Below are 24,237 nucleotides of genomic sequence, written 5' to 3' on the forward strand. Positions count from 1 at the left end.
TGTTGCTTAAATATTTATAAAAATTTGTCTCATTTTTATTGACAAATACCGATGCGGGTTGATAATTGACAGGGCTGCAGTTAAAGGCATATTAGCGCGACAGGATAGCATGTATCAAGAGTACAAGAAGAAAAAGAAATTAGGTCTTCTTCAGAAGACACAGGCTATACCCGATTGGCGTTCTTTAATGTCAGACGTTGAAGAACAGGAATGTAACAATTGCTGGGCGCATGCCGCAACAGGGGTAGTGGAAGGGTTGCTGCATCAATATATAGGAAGAAATGACAAGATTAATTTAAACGAAACAACAATCACAAATAACTCTTCCTGTGGTGGTTGCTTTGGTTCTAGAAACCCGGCATGCGGGCTTGATTATTTATCAAAGAATAGAGTTGATGTCATAATACCAGGAAATCCAATGTCAAATTTATATGCTGGGGCAGTTTCTTATTCGGAAAACACTGCATCTATAGAAGCAATAAAAAATTCACTTCAATATAGTCCTGTTTTAGCTGGGATGTTTGTGTATTACAAATTCCGTTACTTATATAATAGCGACTATGCAATTTATGATGGCAAATATGATACTACTTATCTTGGCTCACATGCAGTCGTTATCGTTGGTTATGATGATAATAATGAATGTTGGATATGCAAAAACAGCTGGGGAGATAACTGGGGCTGGGGAGGATATTTCCGTATAGCCTATGGAACATGCGGAATCGATGCTATATGTAATGCAACAGCTTCGGTTAACGAAAGCTGTTTACCGAAAATATATCCGTCTTATATTCCTTCAATATATAATATTATGAATTATCCGTTCAACGCGAATGAATGGGATTATTGTAATCTTTCCGGTAATATAATAATCCCGTCAGGAAATTCACTTACAATCAAAGCAAGGACAAAATTAAATTTTAATGACTATTACATTGCTTCTTCCGGGGGGACACTGGCCACTGAAAACGGTTTTGAGGTAGACTGTGCATACCTCAAACAGAACGGAATCTTGAAAGGCCTTTTCCCGAAGATACAATCTGCTGTAGACTACTCTGGTTATGGACAGACAGTCGAATTGCAAAAAAGAGCCTACAATGAAAACTTTTCCCTCACTGGAAAAAGTAACGTCACAATCTCAGGCTACGGTGCAACAATAAACGGCACTGTATACCTGAATAACACGTCATACTGCAATTTATACGGGATATATCTGCCTAGTGGAAGTATCTATGTCAATGGCGGCACAAATTCATTGGTACAGGATGTCAGTTCCGGATTCTGGAGTACTGTAATGCATATCGAAAATTCGTCAAATAATAACGTATATCATCTTACGGCTACTAATGGAAATGGAGCCGATTTCGGCCTGAATATCTATAACAGCACCGGAAACGTATGCAGTTCCTCCCGCATAGAAAACCAGATGGTGGGAATTTACCTTTCAGGCACCTCAAGCTATAATGTGACTGAGGACTACTTCTGCAATAACGAGCTTGACGTGGATGCAGAAGGAGGAAGCTACGCATACCTGCTTCATAATACCTATAGCAGGATAAACCCCATAAGCGTATACGGAAACTGCATCATACCGGACCCTCCATCTGCACTTGCATGCTCTTCACCCTCAGGCCTGGCTAAGTCAAATACTGCCTCTTTGAGCCTGAACAACCAGACTGAAGTAAAAGGAACTCCTGCAGGGGATCTGGACAGGATGTATCCGGATCTAATACACAGGACAAGTCAGGACACTACTTTGGATCATAAAGGCAGGATAGAGAAATATAAGTCTGAATACCTGAGTATTGCAGAAAAATCAAAAGGTGAATTAAAGAAAAGCTTTAATGAGCTCTCAAAACTGAAAAACTCACTTTCCCTCACCGCCAACTGCCTCAGGTACTTAGGGGAAGAAGAAAGCCTCTCCTCTTATCTGAGTGAACTCCTTGGTATGAGCGGGATTCAGCCTTATTCCCCATACATTAAGAAATACTTAATTCCAGGCCTGATTGGAAAGAATGACTTTGCCGGGGCATTTGCCCAGTGTGACGAAGTGCTGAAGGCTAAAGACATAGATCGTGACCTCACATGTGAAATGCTCTATGAGAAAGGAATCATAAACAGGTTCTATCTCAATAATAACACAGAGGCATACAGGGCATTTTCTTCCATAACGGCAAAGTATCCCAATCACCCATTGGGTAAAATGGCCATGGGTCAGATATCTGAAATGCCGGGCGTTGAAGTTGAAAAACCGGGGCTTAAGTCTTTGGGCAGTACTTCTGAAGGCTTCACATGCTCTAACTACCCAAATCCATTTAACCCCTCAACCAGGTTCAACTTCTCTATTCCTTCTGACGGCTTTACGGAGCTTAAGATCTATAACTCCCTGGGGCAGGAGGTAAAGACACTCGTTTCAGACTATCTTGCAAAAGGGAAGTATACATTTGAATGGAATGCCACAAGCTACTCAAGCGGCATTTACTACTACTTCTTGAAATCAGGGAACAATGTGACTACTTCAAAGATTATTCTTCTCAAGTAATGATCTGATAAGATAGCAAATAAGGCAGGGGCTCAATAATGGGCCTCTGCCTTTTGTTTGTGGGCCCGGCAGAGCGTTTATTCTTAAAGGTGTAAGTCACGTGCGGATTCTTCCTGATAAAAACGGCCCCTTCTTGACCTTACGTCATATATGAAGAAAAACTCCTTCAGGACATAGCAGTTAAGATTGCTAAGATCAGGGAGAAGAAAGGACTAACCTAATCCCAATTAGCCAGGCAGGCCAAGCTGACTCAGCAGCAGGTTTCCAAACTTGAAAGCGGAATAATTTCAAACATTATGACGCTGCTGAAGGTCTGCAGTGCCTTGCACGTTAAACTTTCTGTTGCCGAGGATAATAAGTCTTCAAAGCGCAGGAAAGCTGCTGCGGTATGATATTCCCGGAGTCCAGGAGTTCAGGTTTTAAAGGCGGAGAAAATGTCTCCGCCTTTTTTGCTTTTAAATAAATTAAATTTTAACTGTTTTGAGATTTTTCATATATTCTGTTAATACGGGCAAAGAAAGGGCAATTCCATGTCCAATTCTTTCAGTTTATTCATAAAATATATTAAAGAGGGTAAATAATGCTGCTGCAGGCAATTCTGACCGTAATACATATACTCTCAGCCGTCGTATGGCTGGGACTTGTGCCGGCCGACCTGGTCTTAAGGAAAAATATTAAAAGATCCAGGGGGCTCGCCCCGGAAAAGAAACTTATTTCCGTTTATCTGCATTTGGTTAATATCACGGGCATAATCGGCATGACGGGTATTGTAATTACGGGGGTTATTCTGACCTCAATTCTTCCTTATTACCAGTTTTTTAATTTTTCTATAAACCACTGGCTTGTAACAAAGCAGGTTATAATGGTTATACTTATCGTGCTCGTATTTGCACTCCTTATTCCGAAGGCTAAAAAGGTCAGGCTTGCACTTGGAGCGGACACGGAAGGCCGGACTTCCTTAGGTGAAGAAGTTTACGGGAATCTGGGGCGTTTGGAAACAATTATTACCATAATTAACGTTTTAGTATTAATAAACTTTCTTTTGGCTGTTACTCACAGATTTATTTACTGATGGAACCTGATTGCTGTTCTTTTACGTTGCTTTGCAACGGTTACTTTTTTAACTTTTGGTGTTTAATATTTGGCTGAAATGAAGAATATTTTAATTTTGGGGTCTACCGGGTCAATTGGGGTTAATACCCTGAATGTGGTCAGAGCCTATCCGGATAGATTTAAGATTGAAGGCCTGACCGTAAACACCAATATAGACTTACTGGAACAGCAAATCAAAGAATTTCACCCCTCTGTTGTGGTTGTCAGGGACACTAAAGCGGCAAAGGAACTCAGTAAAAGGATAACTTCACGTACTGAAATCCTCTCGGGCGATGAGGGCCTGCTTAAGGCAACAAGCCAGGGAAACTATGACATACTTGTCAGCGCTCTGGTGGGTTTTGCGGGTCTGGCTCCGACAATTGAAGGGATAAAGCGTTCGAAAAGAATTGCACTGGCAAATAAGGAAACCCTTGTTGTTGCAGGCGAGCTCATAACACGCCTGTGCAGAGAGTACAATGCCGAGCTTTTACCCGTAGACAGCGAGCACAGCGCAATATTTCAGTGCCTTGTGGGTGAAAAACACGAAGAGGTTGAAAAGCTCATACTTACAGCCTCCGGGGGACCTTTCCTTAACAGGAGTGCCGAAAGCCTGAAGAATGTAACGGTAAGCGAAGCTTTGAATCATCCGAACTGGAAGATGGGCAGCAAAGTTACAATCGATTCCGCCTCTATGATGAATAAGGGGCTCGAGGTAATTGAAGCCAAGTGGCTTTTCTCCGTTCCCAAAGAAAAAATTGAGGTGGTAGTCCACCCGCAGTCCATTGTTCATTCAATGGTTGAATTTGTTGATGGTTCCATCAAGGCTCAGATGGGGCTTCCGGATATGAAACTGCCTATTCAGTATGCACTGTGCTATCCTGAAAGGCTCGTAAGTACAAATGAAAAAACAAAGCTCCCTGCTATCAAGGCGCTCACATTTCTGGAACCTGATATCCGGAAATTTGAATGCCTCAGGCTTGCTTATGACGTAATGGATACGGGTGGTACGGCGCCATGCATTATGAACGCTGCAAATGAAGTTGCTGTGGGGAAATTTCTTGAAGGGAAGATCAGATTCCTTGAGATTCCGCGTGTAATTGAAAAATCCCTGAACTCAATTGAAAATCACCGTGCACCGGATATGGATGTGATATTTGAATGCGACAGGAAGACCAGGCAGTACGCCCTGAACTTATTTTAACCGAAAAGGAGAATAACTCTTAGTATGAATTATATAATTTATTTTTTAATTACAATCGCTATACTGGTGTTCGTGCACGAGTTCGGGCATTTCATAGCGGCTAAAATATCCAAGATGAGGGTTGACGTTTTTGCCATCGGCTTCGGTAAACGCCTCTTCGGATGGAATAAACTGAACGGCTTTTCCTTCGGCGACCTGCCGGATGACTTCGACGGACAGGGAAATACAGACTACAGGGTGTGCCTTTTACCTTTCGGCGGTTATGTTAAAATTGCAGGCATGGTAGATGAAAGCTTTGACGTGAAGTTTGCCGATAAAAAGCCCGAGCCTTACGAGTTCCGCAGCAGGCCTACTCACCAGAAGGTTTTTGTTATTACCGCAGGCGTGCTGATGAACCTCCTGCTTGCATACTTTGTATTTGCCGGCATTAATTACTTCCAGGAAAAGCAGCTGGCAAAGACAACTACCATTGGCTACGTTGCACCGGGAAGCCCTGCAGACAAGGCCGGATTTGAAAATAAGGACAAAATACTCTCGGTTGACGGCAAAACCGTTACTTACTGGGAAGACGCCGAGACAAAAATTTATATAGATAATATTGTGCGCGACCTGACTATCAAGGTGGACAGGCATGGCAAAGAGGTTACTCTTAACGTTCCGCGCAAAACTTTCTCGCAGGATGTAAGTAAAGGAAGACCGCTTCTTCCCGACGGCTTTAAGGTTTCAATTGACAGCGTCATTAAGGGGCTCCCTGCTCAAAAAGCCGGGATTAAAAAAGGTGACGTTTTCATTTCGATGAATAATGAACCGATCGAAAGCCACGCACAGACGACTTATATTATCTCGGAAAGTAAGGAAAAAACAATCCCTGTCAAGGTCTTAAGAAACCAGGATACAGTTCAGCTTTCTGTTACACCTTCTAAAGACGGCAAGATAGGCGTTATGCTGAATGACCAGTTTACAGGCCCTATTGAATCCAGAGCAATGAGCCTGGGTGAGGCAATGTGGACGGGAGTGACTGACATAGGGCGCATTACTTCTATGACTTTCACCATGTTCAGCAACGTAATAAGAGGAAAAGTTGAGTTCTCCTCGGCATTCGGCGGACCGGTAAAGATTGCGCAGTTTGCGGCTAAATCTGCCGATACAGGCCTTATTCCTTTTATTTACTTCCTTGGAATGCTCAGCCTCAGTCTTGCAATATTAAATATACTTCCCTTCCCTGTGCTGGACGGGGGCCACTTTGTAATAATCCTGATTGAAGGAGTTATGCGAAGGGAAATTCCCGTAAAAGTAAAGCTGGCAATCCAGAACGTGGGATTTGTAATTCTGCTCATATTTATGGCCTTTGCAATTTATAACGACATTCTGAGCCTCTGAAAAACCGGTAATTTTTAACGAAAAAGGCAGATGGGGATCTTTTCCCGCCTGCCTTTTTTTTGTTTTAAAAAATGTAAGTTATTATCCTACAATCAGTTAGCGGATTATCTGACATTAATATCAGAAAATTCCTTATTCCTCTTATATAACCAATATGTTATGTTTTATATGAACTCAATTAAAATAAAAAGGAGGGTACTATGCTCTGGACTATTTTTGCAATATTGATCGTTCTATGGCTGCTTGGTATGGTTTCATCTTACACACTCGGCGGCTTCATTCATGTACTGCTGGTAATAGCAATTGTACTGGCTCTTATTAGCTTGTTCCGCGGCAGAAGTACTATTTAAGGAATATACTTTTTAAAGTTTCGGTGTAATATGGTAAGTTAAGTAATAGCAAGGTTAAGTAAAATAGGTTAGAATGGGAGATGGTTATGAGCTATATGGAAAAGTTAGCAAAAATGTTCGTTTTCGTTCTGGCTGTTTTATTCTTATCGTCTCAGAGTTCTCAGCTGCCGGCGCAGGAATATAAAAATAAAGACAAAGATAATAAATCCGGCAGCAATCAGGATAATCAATTCCAGAATACTGCAAAGGATCTCACCCTAAAGCTTTCAAGAAGAATAAATCTATCCAAGGACCAGTCAGATAAGGTAAGTAACGTTCTCGTGGACCTTCAGAAAGATGTGTACGACAAGCAGAAAGGTGATAAGGGTGAAAATGTAGGCAGCAGTGATAAGTCGGATAACAAATTCAGGGATGCCGATGTATCCGCGAACGATAAGATAGAAAAGATAATTACGGATAAGGAAATTCCGGCATACATGAAGGTTAAAAAGGATTGGTGGTCAAAGATAAAGGATAAGGTTTATTCTCAAAGCTTTGCAGCCAATGAAGATCAGGCCCGCACCAGTAAAGACGTTGCCAAGGGAAAGAAGACAAGAAGAGGTACAGATAAAAATGACGTTATTGGCAGCGGCAGATCTGACAGAACTGATAATAATGCCGGAGGCGAGGATAAGGATAATCCTCAGTTCGAGCAGTTTGCCAAAGACATGTCGGTCGATCTGATGAGGAAGCTGGACCTCTCACTCGAGAAGGCGGCTGATATTGAGGACGTACTGATAGATTATCAGAAGAACATTGCCGACGCCCAGAAAGACAGAATGGATCAAAACAGAAATAATGTGGCTGATAATACGGGCAGCGTAAAAAGCCGCAGAGACAGGGACAATGAAAATGTCGGCAGCAGCAGAAACAGAAGCAACTTTTCAAATGAGATGCAAAGCGCTATAAAGTCGGCTGACGATAAGATTGTGGATGTACTGAATGACAACCAGAAACCTAAATATGAAAAGGTTAAGAAACAGTGGTGGAAGGATGTACAGTCCAGAATATCTTCCGGTATCAGGCATTCTGAGCGCGTGAATAAGTAATTTGATTTTGTGTAATAACAATCAGAAAGGGAGAGGTATATGGATAGGCTTGAATTAAAAGGCAACTGGAATATTATTAAAGGCAGGCTGAAACAGAAATACGGAAACCTTACGGATGATGACCTGAGATATGAAGACGGAAAAGATGATGAACTTATCGGCAGAATACAGAAAAGAACAGGTCAATCAAGAGAAGAAATAATTAACTACATAAAAAGTCTATAGTCCCGTTAGCGTTCTGCTTACTTGTTATGTAGTTAATTATGTCCGGTAAATAAAGCAGGCGGATTCAGACTTCCGCCTGCTTTTCAATTTGTCTCACACGGTGTAAACTTTCAGTCCCTTAAGCGGGACTTGCCCTCAAAGCGGTTAAACTTAAGCGTTTATTTTTCCGATAATCTTTCTAAAACTCAGATACGAAGTTATTATTTACAGAGAGCAACATCGATGAGGGGTACTTTCTTGAGACGCATACTAATACTGTTCCTTTTAACGCTTAACATAATATTTCCTGCGCGGATAAATGCGCAGGCCCAAAAACTTCAGCAGAATAGTGATGGCGCCGGTACGTGTGTTGCCTCAACTTGGCACTATGAACCCGTTGAAGGTAAACTAATTGTAATATGTCCTACCGATATAACCTGTACAGAAGAAAGCTATAGCGCTTACAGAAAGAAATACGGCTTTTCCGGTGCCGGAATAATCCAGATCCACTACAGCCAGGATAGTCCCTACCAAAGAGCAATTGATGCCGGCTTTGAACCAAAGAACATTGTAATCATGACGTGGGGTACTACTTATCTTGACGCCGTAAAAGAGCTGCCCGCAGGCTACTACTACCAGGATGAGCCGGTGGAACATGACTGCAGCGGGCATGCGACTGTAGGGGACCATATTTATACTCCGGAGGAACTGGCAACAAGAAGGGATTACGTGCACAGTGTGCGTCCCGGCTCCAGGTTTGTTATAGGCGGCTATAAAAGGTGCAGCCACCTGAGGCTTGCGGCTGACTGCGCAGACAATATAATGTATACTTCATACGTAAACTGGAACACAATACTGTTTCCGTTCTGCCATGTAAACATTGGCTACGGCGATGACTATGAAGCCCCATGGACCCAGGGTAAAAGCCAGCAGACAGACAGCTGGGGAGATATGCGTTCAAAGTTCGGAGCAAAATTCTCCATGAGCTGGATGGATGGAAGGGGCGATGAGTACCAGGAGCTATTTAAGGCAGCCAACTCACTTGGACTCGAGGGCATATGGCTTTATGCACGCGAGGGCCTTGGAGCCGATTCGGCCGCCACTATGGAACAGTTCTGCCAGGCGGCAGTATCCAACGGCTGGCTTAAAATGGTGGACGACTATATACCGGCACCCATGAATTTTACTGCACAGAAAGCAAAGGACGGATGTTCCATAGAACTTAGCTGGACAGACATTTCAGACAACGAAAAAGGTTTTGTAATTGAAAGAAAGGTCTCAGGTTCGGATTCCTACAGCCAGCTTGCCGTAACCCCCGCGGGGCGCACGAACTACACGGACCCTTCAATTGAGGAAGGCAGGGTTTATTCATACAGGATAAGAGCCTTTAATGATTATAATATATCCGACTACAGTAATGAATCTATAATAAGCGCCCCGGTTATGCCCCATCTTACCTTGCCTGAGGACAAGGCGAAAAACCAGCCTCTTAAGCTGAATTTTAACTGGGAGCCTTCTCCCGATGCGGAAAGCTATTCAATAATGATTTCTGAAGACGGGCTTTTTAATAATACAGTTTTTTCAGATTCAGTTCTATATAAGCCCGAAGCCGTGGTAAGTAATCTTAAAGACGGCTTTCAGTATTACTGGAGAATTTCGGCAAAGGATTCTTCCGGGATAAGGTCTTATTCCGCGCCCCGGAGCTTTTCGACGCTTCTTTTACCCCCCGGAAACCTAAGGGCTGAAGCCCTGAACGGCCGCAGGGTCAGGCTTACGTGGACGGACAATTCCCAGAGTGAAGCAGGCTACAGCGTGGAAAGAAAAATAATCAGTGACGCCCAGTATAAATTCCTGACAACACTTGACAAAAATGCCGCGTCATTTACAGACTCCCTGCTTGAAGAAGATGTATTTGTCTACAGAGTGCAGGCCTATAATCAGATTGGCGCCTCAGACTATAGCAACGAGGCAAGCGCTGCTGTAATAACAGGCGTTGATAAGCCGGCGGCGGTTCCAATAGACTATACGCTTTTTCAGAATCACCCTAATCCGTATAACCCTTCAACAAAAATAAGCTACACACTGCCTAATCAAAGCAGGGTAAGGCTGCAGATTTACAACTCAATCGGCGGCGTTGTAAGGACACTCGTAGACGAAGTGGAAGACGCGGGCTATTATGAGCTTAATTTCAATGGCTCGGAGCTTTCTTCCGGAATATATTTCTACTTAATGGAGGCAAGTTCAATGAAAGGATCTGTTAGCTACCGCGCGGCAAGGAAAATGATTCTTCTTAAGTAAGACCGCGCATGGTGACAGAAATTCCCTGATGACATTTAAGCAAAATCAGGCTATCTTTAGAAAATGCAGCCTTGCTGCACTCAATAAAGGTTAATTCTGAAAAACAGGGAATTGAATATGAACACTAAACCCTTGACACAGCTCGAGGAAACTGAAAAAGATGAGCCTCTTAAAAAGGATATCCGCGAGCTGGGCATTATACTGGGCAATGTTCTGGTGGAACAGGAGGACCCGGAGCTTTTTGAAGCCGTTGAAACACTCAGGTCCCTGACAAAATCCCTCAGAACAGAATACAGCGATGAGGTAAGAAAAAAGATTGTTTCTCTTATAGATACATTAACGCCCGAAAAGGCTTATAAGGTGGTAAAGGCATTTTCAGTTTATTTTATTCTGGTTAATGCCGCCGATGAAATTCACCGCATAAGGCGCATGAGAGCGCACATCTTCTCAAACGACAAGCCGCAGAAAGGATCGGTTGAAGAAGCCCTGATGTGCCTTAAAAACGAAGGCGCAGGCAGGGAACTACTGCAGGATGTCCTGAAATCCCTTGAGGTGATACCGGTCTTTACAGCGCATCCTACAGAAGCCACACGTCAGACCATACTGAAGAAGATACTGAACATCAGCCGCCTGCTCTTAAAAAGAGAGTACACCAGGATTACCCCTTCAGAAGAAGAAAGAATTAAGCGGCAGCTGCAGACTGAAGTTACACTTCTCTGGCAGTCAAATGAAATAAGATTTCATAAAGTGACGGTAAAAGACGAAATACAGCGCGGGCTGTTCTTCTTCAAAAATGTGCTCTACGACGTTATTCCGGAGTTCTATGAGAACCTGAACCTGAAGCTGGGCTCTGTGTTCAATATTCAGACGCCTGCGCCTGCCTTAATTAAGTTCGGCTCGTGGATGGGAGGCGACCGCGACGGGCACCCTTATGTTACGGTGGATATTACAAAAGAGACAGCCGCAAACTATAAGAAAATTATACTTGAGCTTTATCTTAAGGATCTGGATCCGATATATGATTCCATCAGCACTTCGCTGAACCTCGTCTCGGCAAGCCCCGGGCTCCACCTTTCAATTGAAAACGACAGAAGCCGCCTGAAGGATCTGGCAGCTGAAAGCGTTCTGAGGGATCCCTCGGAAGTCTACCGCGTAAAGCTATTCCTTATCTCCCTTAAGCTCAGGAAAACAATTGAAGAGCAGTCTGAAGGCTACAGGGATGCTGAAGAGTTCATAGGTGATCTGGAGCTAATGTATAACAGCCTTTCGGAGAACAAGGGGCGCATAATTGCTGATTCTAAAATCCTTCCTCTCATATATAAGGTAAAGACCTTCGGGTTTAATTTTATTTCTCTGGACATAAGGCAGAACGCTTCACTGATCAGGGAGGCAACGGAGGAGATATTTTCTTACTGCGGCGTAAAGAAGGATTTTTCGAAACTGGAGGAGGATGAAAAAAATCAGATCCTTGCAGAGGAGATCCTGAACCCGAGGCCGCTTATAAACCAGTTCAGTGAACTTTCGGAAACAGCCCGTCAGGTTATTGGCGAGCTTTCCGTCATCAGGTGGGCAAAGGAAAATATTTCGGAGGATTCCTGCAACGACTATATTATAAGCAACTGCTCGGCTGTAAGCGACGTTATGTCGGTCCTTCTTCTTGCCAAGGAGGCAGGTGTAGTCCACGCGGGGCGCGAGGGGCTTTATCAGTCGATGTTCGACATACTTCCCCTCTTTGAGACAATAGATGACCTGAGAAATTCCGAAACTATTATGCGCGAGCTTTTTAGTAACACTGCATACAGAGGCCACTTAAAGCTGCGCAATATGGTGCAGAAAATCATGATCGGCTATTCCGACAGCAACAAAGACGGCGGAATTGTGACTTCTAAAATTGAGCTTTATAAATCGCAGCGCAATCTTACAAAGCTCTGCAGGGATTCGGGCATTGAGCTCATACTATTTCACGGGCGCGGAGGCAGCATCTCACGAGGCGGCGGCCCCTTAAACCAGTCCATTCTTGCTCAGCCCAGAGGAACGATACAGGGCAAAATTAAAATTACAGAGCAGGGGGAGATGATCTCTTCAAAATACCTGATTCCTGAGATTGCAGAAAGGAGCCTGGAACTGATAAGTTCAGCCGTAATGATTGCCACGAGTAATTCCAGGCAGGAGAATAAGAAAGACCGCTTTGAGGAGTACAGTGCCGTTATGGAAGACATTTCACGTGAGGCACTTTTATACTACAGGGAGCTTATTACGCACCCGGACTTCTATCAGTACTTCAGAACGGTTACGCCGATTGATATAATTGAGCAGATTGAGATCGGTTCGCGCCCCCCTTCGCGCAAAAAGGGAAAAGATATCAGGCTGCTTAGAGCTATTCCATGGGTATTTTCATGGACGCAGAACCGCCAGACCATTACGGGTTACTACGGGTTTGGACACGCCATAAGCAGGGTGATTGAGAAAGGGCGGGCTTCAATTGAAGACTTCAGGAAGATGTACCGGAACTGGGAGTTCTTTAAGGTGATGGTGGATAATATTGAGATGGTGCTACTTAAGACGGACATGATAATCGGGCGCGAGTACCTTTCGCTTTGTGAGGATGGCGATCCAATGTGGGAGATATACAGAAGGATTGATGAAGAGTTTAAGCTTTCGGTAAAAATGATTCTTGAAATTACAGAAGAGGAGAACCTATTGGATTCAAATAAATCTCTGCAGAGGTCGATCCTTCTGAGGAACCCGTACATTGATCCTATAAGCTTTATACAGGTGAAGTTTATAAAAGAATTCAGAAATGGGAAGCTTTCCCCTCCTGAGAAGGCACAGCTTTTGTCACTCCTGCGCTCCACCGTAAACGGCATCGCCGCCGGTGTAAGAAATACGGGATAAAAGCAATCAGAATTCTGTATGAAAAACCACGCGAGTGGTTTTCTGTCTGTAGCCCAGGGTAGCTGCATCCACCGCAGGTGAATGCGGACACCCTGGGTTAAATATCACAACATAACAAAAAACCACGTCAGTGGTTTTATATATGTTACCGGAATCACACAATATTAAACGCTCATGTAACAGATATAGAACCGCTATGGGCGGTTCTATTATGGTTTGGGATATTCTTTACCCAGGGTTTTTGCCATCCGCCTTCGGCGGTGGCTGTCAAACCCTGGGCTACAGATAGAAAACCGCTCTCGCGGTTTTTTATGAATATTATAATTATTTATTTCTGAAGTGTTATGGTGCCTATGTCGGTGTTCTGGCCTTTTACTACCTTTACATTTGCCTGCTCAACATCTTTGTAGCCTGTTTCTGAATGCGCAATGTGGACTGTGTAGGTGCCTTCGGGAAGCGCCATTAGCTTGAAATGACCCTGCGCATCAGGATATGTTGTAATGGTGTCCTGCCCCGCAATTGTATGCACGTCAACAGCGGCATCCAAAGGAAGCACCTGTCCCGATATGGTGCCTGTAAGGGCATTGGCCTCAACTCTTATTACAGGCTTTAGCTTGTAGCTGTTATTGCCTGTTACTACAATCGACTTCGATGCGTCAAAGTCCAGAGTCAGCTCATAGGTTACTCCATCCTGTAGTGTAAAGGAATTGTTAAGCTTCAGGCCCGTCTGGCTTCCGCTTGGAATGGTCAAATCGTGCCTGGTGCCGTTTTCATCAGTAACATAGCTCCCCGGTCCGATAATCAGGCGGATCTGCGAATACTGCCCTGCCGGTAAAGGCGCATTTCCTAAAAGCGCCGTTACGCCGTTACGAAGCTGCACGAGGTCGATGTTCATTGTGCTGTCTTTAACTACAAGCCAGCTGCCTGCAGAGCTGCTGGTGTCACTTCCCTGGTGAACCTCCACTCTTGTAACCTGTATGTTAACGGAGCTGTAATGCGCCGGAGCATCCGTCATATAAACTTTAAGCTGGCCGCTGCCGGTCTGTGGAGTTGTGGAATTATCATCGTTTTTACATCCGGCTATTATTGCAGCAGCAAATAATAAAACAAAAAATATTTTATGCATGATTATTTTTCTCTCTTTCTTAAAATAACTTACTCTCCTGAAAATTTAAGCCAGAAAAGGAAAACGGAAAAGGAATATAAATTAGCCTTGAAATAACGTTGAATTCAGGCGAATTGCTGTAAAATCAAAAATAAGAAAGCCCGGACTTTAATTTCAGCGATGCAAATTGTAAATTGCACATAAATTTTTCAGGACATATTCTAATGAAGATAAAACTTGCCTTCGCATGGCCTTTACTGGCCATGGCTCTTATTTCCGCCGGATGCTCCTCTGTTAAAGAAACATCCAAAGACAAAATTACAACCGTTGAAGAGCTCCAGCAGAAAATTGACGCGCGCTTCAGCGATCCCCTCTTTGCACATGCGCACTGGGGCGTTCTGATACAGTCCCTTAAAACAGGGCGCGTATGGTATGAAAGAAATTCAGAACGCATGTTCAATCCTGCTTCAAACAACAAGATCCTCTCTTCCGCTGCGGCTCTGACCAGGCTGGGACCCGATTTTACATTTGAAACCGACCTCTGCTGCAACGGAATTGTGGGGGATTCGGTGATAAATGGCGACCTGGTGGTTTTTGGAAACGGGGACCCCACGCTTTATAACCATTTCCAGAAAGATCCCCGGGATCTTTTCTTCAGCTGGGCAAAAATGCTCCGTGAGAAAGGGATCAGGCACATTACAGGAAACGTCATCGGCGACGACAATGCGTTTGACGACAACTCTCTTGGCGACGGCTGGTCGCTTGACGGCCTGGATGCCTGGTATTCTGCCGAAGTCGGCCCCCTGCAGTTAAATGAAAACTATGTAGATATTAAAATTACGGCTCCCAAAACAGTGCTTGAGCCTGTGAAAATTGAGCCCAACATACCGAGCTGCTATTATACAATAGTAAATAACCTTACGGTTACAGATACCGGGCGCAGCAATGTTTACGTTACACGCGCTTTCGGCACAAATAAAATTGTAATAAACGGAACCCTTGTTGCCGGTTCCAGGCCTATAGTTGAATCGCCTACTATCACGAACCCGACACTTTTCTATGTTACTGTGTTAAAGGAAGTGCTGGAGCAGTCGGGCATCAGGGTTGACGGAAGTGCAGTGGACTGTGACGACCTCCAGGGGTGGAAACACACCTCAAATGACTTCCTGGTCATCGATAAGCACCTTTCCCCAAGACTAAGCGAAGTCTTAAAGGAAATGATGAAAAGAAGCCAGAACCTCTATGCCGAGATAATGCCGAGGATACTAAGCTGGAAATATACAGGAAAAGGGAGTTTCAGAGGAGGAAAGAAAATAGTTGAGGAGGTCCTGAAGGAGTTCGGCATTGCGCCTGACACCTACGCGTACGTCGACGGCTCGGGCCTTACAAGGTACGATTACGTAAGTCCAAAGCAGCTTGTAACTATTCTTACAAAAATGAAGAAAAGCCCCTACTGGAACGTCTGGTACGACGCGCAGCCTGTTGCGGGAATAGACGGAACGCTCAAAAGCCGCATGAAGGGCACCAAGGCTGAAGGAAACGTTCACGCAAAGACAGGAACCATCTCAAACGTGCGCGGGCTTTCAGGTTACGTTAAAACAGCTGACGGTGAAGACCTCGTCTTCTCCTTCCTTGTAAACGGGCACCTGCGTACGAACAAAGAAACAGAAGACATAACAGACAGCGTGCTTGAACTGATAGCTTCTTTTAACAGAGAAAATTAACTTCCTATTATTACATTTACGTCAAAAAAAAATCCCCGCCTGTTAAAAAGCGGGGATTTTTTTTATGGCACTATTTGATTGCGAAGAATTATTTCAGGGTGTCCTGCTCCTGGAGTTCTTCTTCTGCAGACTCGCTTATCATCTCCTCAAACTGAGGGGCATCGCTTGATTCTTTCTTGCTCTGCCATACAGCCCATATAATTGCACCAAGTGCAATCAGTGCCACCAGGAGGCCTACAACGATAGCTCCAAAGCCCTGAACGCGTCCGCTGACGATGTTGTAGTTTAACACCATTCCCAGTGTAAGAAGACTTACCATGTTCATTACTTTAATAAGAGGGTTGACTGCAGGTCCAGCGGTATCCTTCAATGGGTCGCCTACCGTGTCGCCTGTAACAGCGGCCTTATGGGCATCTGAACCCTTGCCGCCATAGATACCGTCTTCAATCAACTTCTTTGCATTGTCCCATGCACCGCCGGCATTGGACATAAATACTGCAAGGAGCTGTCCGACAAGTATCATTCCGGCAAGGAAACCGCCAAGGGCGTAGGGCCCTAAGAGGAAGCCGACCAGAACCGGGGTCATAATAGCGAGGAATCCCGGGCCGATAAGTTCTTTCTGAGCCGTGTTAGTGCAGATATTAACCACGCGTCCGTAGTCAGGCTTCTTTGTGCCTTCCCAAATATGAGGGTCGCGGAACTGGATGCGGCATTCATGTACAATATAGAAAGCGGCACGGCCAACAGCACGGATCAGCATGCTGCTGAAAAGGAACGGAACAGCGCCGCCGATTAAGAAGCCAATAAATACTATCGGGTTAGCAACCGTCAGTTTTCCGGCTTCAGTTATATACTGTGCAATACTCATCTGGTTGATCTTATCCTCGCTGCCTACTGCAATTACTGCAATAAAGCTTGAGAAAAGTGAAACCGCGGCAATAACTGCCGAGCCGATTGCAATACCCTTTGTTTCGGCTTTTGTTGTGTTGCCTACTGCATCGAGGTCTGCAAGTATCTGGCGGGCACGCTTGTAGTTGCCTGGTTTTTCTTTTTCCATTTCCACAGGTTCATAACCCATTTCACCGATACCGTTGGCGTTGTCGGCAACAGGCCCGAAAACGTCCATTGAAATGGTATTGCCCGTTAATGTAAGCATACCGATACCTGTCATTGCAACGCCGTAAGCTACGAAGAGAGGAGGTGTTCCGGCGTAGCAGAGTACTGAGAGCATAATGGCTGCTGCAATTACTATGATTGCTGCAACTGTAGACTCATAACCTACTGCAAAGCCCTGAATGATGTTTGTAGCGTGACCTGTCTGGCAGCTCTTGGCAAGGCTTTTTACAGGGGCGTGGCCCGTATGTGTAAAATAGCTGGTTACCTTGTTGAGTGCTATTGCAAGGAATACGCCTATGAGGCATGTCCATGCAGGACGGAGGTCAAGTCCCGTAAAACCGAAATTAGCAAACCAGGGTAAGTTTCTCGGGTCAACGGCCCAGTAGCCCAGTTTTGTAAGTTCGTTTAATTTATCGAGACCGAAATAATTTACGTCAAAATGCAGATATCCGAATCCTAAGAGGAAGAATCCGAGTATAGATATTATTGAACCGATCCAGAAACCGCGGTGTACGCTGTGAAGAGCCGTATCCGAGGTATCATGAGCTCCTGCCTTAACGGTATAGGTTGAGATGATTGAGCCCAGGACGCCGATTCCGCGCACAAGGAGCGGGAATATAACGCCTTTGTGGCCGAATGAAGCCATACCGAGGATCATTGCAGCTACGATCGTTACTTCATAGCTTTCAAAGATATCGGCTGCCATACCGGCGCAGTCGCCCACGTTATCGCCGACGTTATCGGCAATAGTTGCGGCGTTTCTAGGGTCGTCCTCTGGGATATCTTTTTCAATTTTTCCCACCAGGTCGGCTCCCACGTCTGCGGCTTTTGTATAAATACCGCCGCCGACACGCATAAAGAGTGCGAGCAGTGTGCCGCCGAAGCCGAATCCTAAGAGGGCTTCATAGGCTGTATCGCCAAAAATCAGGAATATCATCGTTCCGCCCAGGAGGCCGAGGCCGTCTGTAAGCATACCAGTTACGGTACCGGTTCTGTAGCCGAGCTGCATTGCTTCCCCGTAGCTTCTTGTAGCTGCAGCGGCAACCCTGAGGTTGCCGGCGGTTGCAAGCCTCATGCCTACAAAACCAACCATCCAGCTGAAGAGTGCACCTACAAGGAATGCACCCGAACGCCCCCAGCGGAAAGCATCAACTGTTCCGGTGTATGTAAAATAAAGAAGTAATGTAATAATTACGATGAGGGGACCGATACGCTTGAACTGTGCACCGAGATATGCATTTGCGCCCTCACGGACGGCTGCTGCTATCTCCTGCATTTTCTTTGTGCCTGTATCGGCTTTGTAAACCTGCTTGACTAATAAAAGAGCATAAAGTAATCCTGCAACTGCAATACCCAGGACCGTTAAAAGGCATACGATCTCAAGTCCGCTGTATTTGGGATCAGAAAAAAGGGCGAAAGGAACAAAGGACTTAGCTTCACCAATATTGGAAGCAGCTGATTCAGATTGACTGAAACCCGGCCTGTAGAAAAAAGCTACCACGAACAGAAGCATGAGAGCGAACAAATAATTACGCCGGGCCTTACTGGAACGCATAAAGTTTTTGATTCGAGTCATTTCACTTTTCCATTAAATCGCTTTTAGACAGAAAAACATGCCGTCCCGGTGCACACCTCAGGCGTGCGCCGGGACCAAAAATGCTTTTTCTGAAACTGTTATAGAAATTAGTTATTTAAGAAACCAGACTTTCCGAAGCGGACCTCCACCATTTAGCATATTCAACTTCCAGGTGACGCCTCTCCGGGAAAGGATAGTATTTTATCCCGGACTGATCCCCCAGGAAAAATCCCCTGCGCAGAGTCCTGTAGAAGCTGTGAATATGAGGACTTCTTGAAACGGTTTTGGTTTGCTTTCTGCTGTGCTTCAGCTCGTTTATGCAGTCAACTATGTGCATCGGGTCTGAATACGGCAGATATCCTGCAAGTCTTCCAGAGTCATCACGGTCGAGCAGCAAGTCGGCAAAGAATATTCTTGGTACGCTGACCGGGTTGCACGGGTCCGTCATGAATTTTGCGAAGGCATCAGGTGAAAGGGCAGATAACACTAAAGGAGATACGGGACAGAGTTCCTGATAAAGATTTGGACCTGAGCTGTTATTGCTCACGTCATACTCAGAGGCTTCAAGGTGTATCACCCTCCCGTCGGCAGTAGTAAGATAGAGTTTGCCGAAGGCAGAAAGGTTAAGGTGCTCCATAACACGGTAAACGCTGATGTATTTACTGCGTTTCGGGCTCCCATCCTTGTGAGGCGTACAGCGCTCGTTGATGTCCTCAAGATGAAAGTAATCACTGTGAAGATCCGGATCAATCTCAAAGAAAAGGACGTTGCCGCGTGTGTTTTTCTGAGTACCGACAGCCATATACAAACCGAAGGCTTCCGGCTCCAGGTGAGAGGCCACGAGTGCCTCGAAGCGGTAAGAGAGCATGTAATAGTGAATCTTCATTATCTAAACTCCTTGATGAACTTGAAGTCCAGATACTGAAGAACCGGTCCTAGACAATTATAGGGGGCGACCCGGGTTCTGGCAGTTGCTTATAAAAGCCTATTTTCTCAAGCAAAAGCCCTAACAAAAGCTGCTCGATATAACACATCTTTGCCAATCCTCAGTACCGGAAAAAAAGCTCAACCGATAAATTAGAAAATGTGTTTACTGCAGTAATAAATCTATTACTTTCGAAAATGAAAAGCAAACCTGAAGGTCTCTTATAACGTGTTTTGGCGCATAAAAAGAAAGCCCCGGAGGGATTATTTAACTCTCCCGGGGCTTAAGAATTTTATCCTTAACTTAAGGCTATTTTACCGATGAAACCTCTGCCTCTTCCACCACTTCATCGCCTGAGAGGTCAAGCTGGTCATTCCAGAGATACTTTCTCGTTTCGGCTACAATAACCCCGCTTAATGCAATGAGAGAGACCAGGTTCGGGATAGCCATAAGGGCGTTTGCAATGTCGGCAAATGACCATACAACAGGAAGCGAGAGCACGGAGCCCAGCATTACGGCAAATACCCAGAGCCACCTGTAGGGTTTTATCACCCTGCTGCCGAAAAGGTATTCCGCGGCTTTTTCACCGTAATAAGACCAGCCGAGTATGGTTGAAAAAACAAATGTCAGGAGTCCCACTGTAAGGACGATAGGGCCAATAACCGGAATATCTGAAAAAGCCGAGCTTGTGAGCTCCCCGCCGCGAAGGCCTTTCATCCATTCGCCTGAATTTACAACTACAAGCCCCGTCATTGCGCATACAACAACCGTGTCCCAGAATGTGCCTGTTGAGGAAACCAGAGCCTGGCGTATCGGATTTTTTGTCTGTGCCGCAGCAGCAACGATCGGTGCGCTTCCAAGGCCCGATTCATTAGAGAACAGGCCGCGGGCAACGCCGAATCGGATGGCTTCCTTAAAGCCTGCTCCTAAAAACCCACCTATTACGGCGTGGCCGGTAAACGCGCTTTTTAATATCAGCATGAAAGTTGCAGGAACCGTTGAGGCGTTTATTATTAGAAGAGCTATGCATCCCAGAACGTAAAAAATTGCCATAAAGGGCACCAGCTTTTCGCAGACGCTGGCAATGGACTTAATTCCGCCGATAATTACTACGGCTGTCAGTATGGTCATGAGAATGCCCGAGATCCACGCAGGGATGTGGAAGTTGCTTTCGACCATCGTGGAAATTGAATTTGCCTGCACCATGTTTCCGATTCCGAAGGCTGCAACGGCTGTTAGGGCCGCAAAGGCCACGCCCAGCCATTTCATCTTAAGCCCGCGTTCGAGAACGTACATGGGGCCCCCGGCCATAAAACCTTCTTTGGTTTTAACCCTGTACTTAACTGATAAAAGTGCTTCGGAATATTTGGTTGCGATGCCGAAAACGCCCGTAAGCCACATCCAGAGGACTGCCCCGGGGCCGCCGGCCGCAACGGCGGTAGCCACTCCCACTATGTTGCCCGTACCGATTGTTGCCGCAAGAGCTGTTGTAAGGGCGCCGAACTGGCTGACGTCGCCCGTGCCTTCTTTGGAGCGCTTCAAGGAAAGCTTTATGGCTTTACCGGTATAGCGCTGTATAAAACGCAGCTTAAAAGTAAGGAAAATGTGTGTGCCGAAAAGTAGTATAAGTAACGGGTAACCCCAGACCCAATCGCTTATCCGGGAAAGTAACTGTTCTAGCTCCTGCATGGATACTCCTCAATAAATTATGTTTTGAGAAAAAGTTTCAGGACAGAAAAATTCAGAACGGGAAAAAATCTAAACTGGAAGTTAAGAAAGAAAAGCCAATTAATGAAAGCCAAAAGTAGCGGTTGAGAAAGAATTGCTATGGAATGATAACAGGAGGATTTAAGCCTCAGGAGTTTTGCTTCCCTTCAATCTTGCCGATGAGCTTCTTCATTTTGTCGTAGTGGCTCCCTTTCCAGTACACTCTCAGGCAATCGGGGCAGCGGTAGAAATCGGTCTGCGACTGCTCAACCTTAGGTGGAAGTTCATCAAGGATATCCTCCTTATCCACCTTTTCAAGCAGGCCGTTACATTCCATGCAGCGCGAGAATTCATGTAATTCCCTTTCTAAGTGAAACCTTTCTATTACCTCACGCGCCTGTTCTACAGGGTCCTCACTTCTTACCCAGTAGCTGTGGGTTACGTCGTTGCGCTTAAGTATGTTGCGGTCGCGCGTAAGAATAGTCCTTCTTTTCTCAATGGAAATATTAACGAGGTCGTCTTTCGAGTAATTATTGCTGTAGAGCGTATCCAGTCCCAGCATTCTCATATAATGGGCGAGCTTCCCTAAATGCACATCCAGCACGAACTTCGGCTCTCTCAAAGGCTTCTGCCTCAGGTGGGTCAGATCCCTTACGTCAAAGGATTCAAAAACAGGGTAAACGCTTATGTCGTCGTCATCCTGAACGATATAGGAAAAGTCCACCGACTGCCCGTTTACCAGTATCAGGTCTATTTCCGAATGAGGCACGCCGAGGGACTCAATCATATCTTTTACTGAAGTGCGGCCGGTATAAAAGTGCGTAAACCTCACCTTGCGTCTTTCTTCGGGAAGGAAGTCGTTAAGCTCTTCGTAAAACCTGAGAAATGCCCTGTGCATCTTTAGTTTTTGTTTCTTATAAAAATATTAAAAGTAAAATAAGGGGTAATTGAAAGGGGAATAAAAAAGGGTAAAGTGACTTTTCACTTTACCCTCATGAGAATAGATCTTTATCAGAATTTTTGTCCTATCTGGTTTTGGTGCAAATGGCAGCTTCCTTTAAGAAGGAGGAAATTTACCGGGTACAGCTTCTTATGCGGGCAGCTTATGGTTGCGGGTTCGCCTGTATCCTCGCAGACTTCAATTTCCTGAACGGTTGACGGGCGTGTAAACTGCATGCCGTATGAGCCATGGTACTGAAGGTGTGCTACGGACATCAGCCTTCCCCAGATGGGGGCGCAGGCGCTTCCGCCGTACTGAAAACCACCCGAAAGCTTTCTTGAAGGGTTATCGTATCCGATCCATATGGCAGTGGAAAGCTTTGTGTTGTAGCCAACAAACCAGACGTCAGCTGAGTTCTGTGTGGTTCCGGTTTTGCCTGCCGCCACACCCTTAAAGTACGGCCTTGCCGAAGTGGCAGTTCCACCTTCGACCACCTGCTCAAGTGCCTGTGACATGAGGTAGCAGGTGGCAGAGTCGAGCACTGTTGTGGTTTCCTGGTGTGCCTGGTAAAGCACCCTGTTATTCCTGTCCTCAATTTTAAGTATTGAATAAGGCTTTGCATAAAGTCCTTCCGAGGCAAATACCTCATAGGCCGAGGCCATTTCAAGCGGAGTAACCTCAGCTGTACCCAGGGCAATTGAAGGGTAAGGGGGAATATTTGATTTTATGCCGAGTCTCTTAGCAAAAGCTGCTACGGAATCGGGCTTAGTAAAGTTTACCATTGCGTCGGCAGCGCACGCGTTTACGGAGTGTTTTACGGCATTTATCATCGGCATCATGGTGTATGAGAAGTTGCCTGTTGAATTTTCAGGCCTCCACTCCATTGTTGAACCCGAATCGACAACAATCGGGAAGTCGTGCAGGGGTGTTGCAAGTGTAAAACCTTTTTCCAGCAGGCTTGCGTACAAAAAAGGCTTAAAAGATGAGCCCGGCTGGCGGTGGATTTCATCTGCATGGTTAAGTCCGCGGGATTCCGAGCCGGGGCTTCCGCCGATCATTGCCTTGATTTTGCCTGTACCCACTTCCACTGAAACGAGACCAATCTGCGCCTGCTTCATTGAGCCGGGGAACCGGCCATACTGCCAGTTAACGGCGTCTTCGGCTGCTTTCTGTATGTCGTAGTCCAGTGTTGTTGTTATTTTTAACTGGTCCCTGTTTAGGGAAATTCCTCTTGAATTTAGTATCTCGAGCGCCTCCTTGCGCACGTGTTCTAAAAAATGGCGGCCCAGGCCCTGGTTCATCTTAAGACCCAAAGGCTGCCTGCGGTAGCGTTCGAACTGCTTTTCGTTGATCTTTCCTACCTCGAGCAGGTTGTGCAGAACTTCATTTCTGCGGGCTAAAGTTTTCTCGGGGTTTTTGGACGGATCGTAGCCGCTTGGCGACTGAAGCAGTCCGGCTATGGTGGCGCCTTCGGTTACAGAAAGCTTGTCGGGGGTTTTGCTGAAAAACTCCTGGCTGGCTGCCCAGATGCCGTAGGCCCCGTGGCCGAAGTAGCATGTATTAAGATATAGAAGGAGTATCTGGTCTTTGGTATACTTCTTCTCGATTTCCCGTGCGATGTTGATCTCGGTGAGCTTACGGGTTATAGTCTGTTCGCGTGAAAGGAAAAGGTTACGTGCAAGCTGCATTGTAAGCGTGCTGCCTCCCTGTGTGGAGCCAGTAAGCGTTTTTATGACTGCACGCCCGAGGCCTTTGTAGGAGACGCCGTCGTGGTTGTAAAAATCCCTGTCTTCTGTGGCAATAAGGGAATAAATCACCCATTTTGAGATATTGCCCGTGCTTCTAACCTCTACCCTGTGCTTTTCACCGTAGTATCCTAAAAGCCTCCCGTCGGCTGAAAGCGCGTAGGATGAATAGTCCAGCCTGACCGGCGGCAGCTGCGGATAGATGGTGCCTGTAAGGGAAGCTAAGAAAACGAGGATGAAAGTTAACTTTTTTAGTCTGAATATGTTTTTTTTATGCATCACTTCTGTGTGTGAAAAATGTGAAAAATAATGTCTTTTGCTTAACCAATGTTCTTTCTACATTAAATAA

At 45.4% G+C, this 24,237-nt stretch carries 17 protein-coding genes; 11 read left to right on the forward strand and 6 right to left on the reverse strand.

The annotated features are described in order from the left end of the window. Window positions 1-418: 418 nt before the first annotated feature. The 10 genes from HF312_11030 (at window position 419) to ppc (ending at window position 13,050) form a co-directional block, all read left to right on the forward strand. Window positions 419-2,542 (forward strand): T9SS type A sorting domain-containing protein, encoded by a 2,124-nt coding sequence (locus tag HF312_11030; GenBank protein MCU7520737.1) that lies wholly within the window; start codon window positions 419-421, stop codon window positions 2,540-2,542. Window positions 2,543-2,787: 245 nt separating this feature from the next. After that, window positions 2,788-2,934: a hypothetical protein gene (locus HF312_11035; protein ID MCU7520738.1), complete on the forward strand. Its 147-nt coding sequence runs from the start codon at window positions 2,788-2,790 to the stop codon at window positions 2,932-2,934. Window positions 2,935-3,122: 188 nt separating this feature from the next. Then, window positions 3,123-3,614 (forward strand): hypothetical protein, encoded by a 492-nt coding sequence (locus tag HF312_11040; protein MCU7520739.1) that lies wholly within the window; start codon window positions 3,123-3,125, stop codon window positions 3,612-3,614. A gap of 78 nt (window positions 3,615-3,692) precedes the next feature. Continuing rightward, the gene (locus HF312_11045; protein MCU7520740.1) at window positions 3,693-4,835 is read left to right on the forward strand and encodes a 1-deoxy-D-xylulose-5-phosphate reductoisomerase; all 1,143 of its coding nucleotides are present in this window, start codon (window positions 3,693-3,695) and stop codon (window positions 4,833-4,835) included. A 24-nt stretch (window positions 4,836-4,859) separates the two neighbouring features. Next, complete coding sequence (gene rseP / locus HF312_11050) at window positions 4,860-6,215, forward strand: RIP metalloprotease RseP (GenBank protein ID MCU7520741.1); 1,356 nt, start codon at window positions 4,860-4,862, stop codon at window positions 6,213-6,215. A gap of 200 nt (window positions 6,216-6,415) precedes the next feature. After that, window positions 6,416-6,565 carry a lmo0937 family membrane protein gene (locus HF312_11055; GenBank protein ID MCU7520742.1) on the forward strand — a complete coding sequence of 50 codons (150 nt, stop codon included), beginning with the start codon at window positions 6,416-6,418 and terminating at the stop codon, window positions 6,563-6,565. A 95-nt stretch (window positions 6,566-6,660) separates the two neighbouring features. Next, the gene (locus HF312_11060) at window positions 6,661-7,653 is read left to right on the forward strand and encodes a hypothetical protein (protein ID MCU7520743.1); all 993 of its coding nucleotides are present in this window, start codon (window positions 6,661-6,663) and stop codon (window positions 7,651-7,653) included. A gap of 39 nt (window positions 7,654-7,692) precedes the next feature. Next, window positions 7,693-7,878: a CsbD family protein gene (locus HF312_11065; GenBank protein MCU7520744.1), complete on the forward strand. Its 186-nt coding sequence runs from the start codon at window positions 7,693-7,695 to the stop codon at window positions 7,876-7,878. A 237-nt stretch (window positions 7,879-8,115) separates the two neighbouring features. Continuing rightward, entirely contained in the window at window positions 8,116-10,155 is a 2,040-nt protein-coding gene (locus tag HF312_11070) for a fibronectin type III domain-containing protein (GenBank protein MCU7520745.1), read from the forward strand. A 117-nt stretch (window positions 10,156-10,272) separates the two neighbouring features. After that, the gene (ppc, locus tag HF312_11075; GenBank protein MCU7520746.1) at window positions 10,273-13,050 is read left to right on the forward strand and encodes a phosphoenolpyruvate carboxylase; all 2,778 of its coding nucleotides are present in this window, start codon (window positions 10,273-10,275) and stop codon (window positions 13,048-13,050) included. Between the two features lie 328 nt (window positions 13,051-13,378). Here the strand turns inward: ppc and HF312_11080 are convergent, their stop codons facing one another. After that, a complete protein-coding gene (locus HF312_11080) occupies window positions 13,379-14,176 on the reverse strand; it encodes a DUF4382 domain-containing protein (GenBank protein MCU7520747.1) in 798 nt (265 codons plus the stop codon). A 203-nt stretch (window positions 14,177-14,379) separates the two neighbouring features. Here HF312_11080 and dacB point away from each other — a divergent pair, with 203 nt between their 5' ends. Continuing rightward, a complete protein-coding gene (gene dacB / locus HF312_11085) occupies window positions 14,380-15,879 on the forward strand; it encodes a D-alanyl-D-alanine carboxypeptidase/D-alanyl-D-alanine-endopeptidase (GenBank protein ID MCU7520748.1) in 1,500 nt (499 codons plus the stop codon). Between the two features lie 88 nt (window positions 15,880-15,967). Here dacB and HF312_11090 read toward each other — a convergent pair whose 3' ends face one another. From HF312_11090 to HF312_11110, 5 genes are all read right to left on the reverse strand, one after another. Next, a complete protein-coding gene (locus HF312_11090; GenBank protein ID MCU7520749.1) occupies window positions 15,968-18,550 on the reverse strand; it encodes a sodium-translocating pyrophosphatase in 2,583 nt (860 codons plus the stop codon). A 136-nt stretch (window positions 18,551-18,686) separates the two neighbouring features. Then, a complete protein-coding gene (locus tag HF312_11095) occupies window positions 18,687-19,457 on the reverse strand; it encodes a hypothetical protein (GenBank protein MCU7520750.1) in 771 nt (256 codons plus the stop codon). A 348-nt stretch (window positions 19,458-19,805) separates the two neighbouring features. Further along, a complete protein-coding gene (locus tag HF312_11100) occupies window positions 19,806-21,185 on the reverse strand; it encodes a sodium:alanine symporter family protein (protein ID MCU7520751.1) in 1,380 nt (459 codons plus the stop codon). A 166-nt stretch (window positions 21,186-21,351) separates the two neighbouring features. Continuing rightward, window positions 21,352-22,101, reverse strand: a complete 750-nt coding sequence (locus tag HF312_11105) for a Mut7-C ubiquitin/RNAse domain-containing protein (protein MCU7520752.1) — start codon at window positions 22,099-22,101, stop codon at window positions 21,352-21,354. Between the two features lie 113 nt (window positions 22,102-22,214). Further along, window positions 22,215-24,167, reverse strand: coding sequence for a PBP1A family penicillin-binding protein (locus HF312_11110; GenBank protein MCU7520753.1), 1,953 nt, complete (start codon window positions 24,165-24,167; stop codon window positions 22,215-22,217). Between the last annotated feature and the right edge of the window lie 70 nt (window positions 24,168-24,237).

The organism is Ignavibacteria bacterium (genome assembly GCA_025612375.1).
Classification (GTDB): domain Bacteria; phylum Bacteroidota; class Ignavibacteria; order Ignavibacteriales; family SURF-24; genus JAAXKN01.

Excerpts from the sequence above, each read along its gene's own strand:
- HF312_11040 (MCU7520739.1), top strand. The coding sequence starts at position 3,123 with ATGCTGCTGCAGGCAATTCTGACCGTAATACATATACTCTCAGCCGTC.
- HF312_11100 (MCU7520751.1), bottom strand. The coding sequence starts at position 21,185 with ATGCAGGAGCTAGAACAGTTACTTTCCCGGATAAGCGATTGGGTCTGG.
- HF312_11095 (MCU7520750.1), bottom strand. The coding sequence starts at position 19,457 with ATGAAGATTCACTATTACATGCTCTCTTACCGCTTCGAGGCACTCGTG.
- ppc (MCU7520746.1), top strand. The coding sequence starts at position 10,273 with ATGAACACTAAACCCTTGACACAGCTCGAGGAAACTGAAAAAGATGAG.
- HF312_11060 (MCU7520743.1), top strand. The coding sequence starts at position 6,661 with ATGGAAAAGTTAGCAAAAATGTTCGTTTTCGTTCTGGCTGTTTTATTC.
- HF312_11055 (MCU7520742.1), top strand. The coding sequence starts at position 6,416 with ATGCTCTGGACTATTTTTGCAATATTGATCGTTCTATGGCTGCTTGGT.
- HF312_11045 (MCU7520740.1), top strand. The coding sequence starts at position 3,693 with ATGAAGAATATTTTAATTTTGGGGTCTACCGGGTCAATTGGGGTTAAT.
- HF312_11080 (MCU7520747.1), bottom strand. The coding sequence starts at position 14,176 with ATGCATAAAATATTTTTTGTTTTATTATTTGCTGCTGCAATAATAGCC.
- HF312_11110 (MCU7520753.1), bottom strand. The coding sequence starts at position 24,167 with ATGCATAAAAAAAACATATTCAGACTAAAAAAGTTAACTTTCATCCTC.
- HF312_11090 (MCU7520749.1), bottom strand. The coding sequence starts at position 18,550 with ATGCGTTCCAGTAAGGCCCGGCGTAATTATTTGTTCGCTCTCATGCTT.
- HF312_11105 (MCU7520752.1), bottom strand. The coding sequence starts at position 22,101 with ATGCACAGGGCATTTCTCAGGTTTTACGAAGAGCTTAACGACTTCCTT.
- dacB (MCU7520748.1), top strand. The coding sequence starts at position 14,380 with ATGAAGATAAAACTTGCCTTCGCATGGCCTTTACTGGCCATGGCTCTT.
- rseP (MCU7520741.1), top strand. The coding sequence starts at position 4,860 with ATGAATTATATAATTTATTTTTTAATTACAATCGCTATACTGGTGTTC.
- HF312_11030 (MCU7520737.1), top strand. The coding sequence starts at position 419 with ATGTCAAATTTATATGCTGGGGCAGTTTCTTATTCGGAAAACACTGCA.
- HF312_11065 (MCU7520744.1), top strand. The coding sequence starts at position 7,693 with ATGGATAGGCTTGAATTAAAAGGCAACTGGAATATTATTAAAGGCAGG.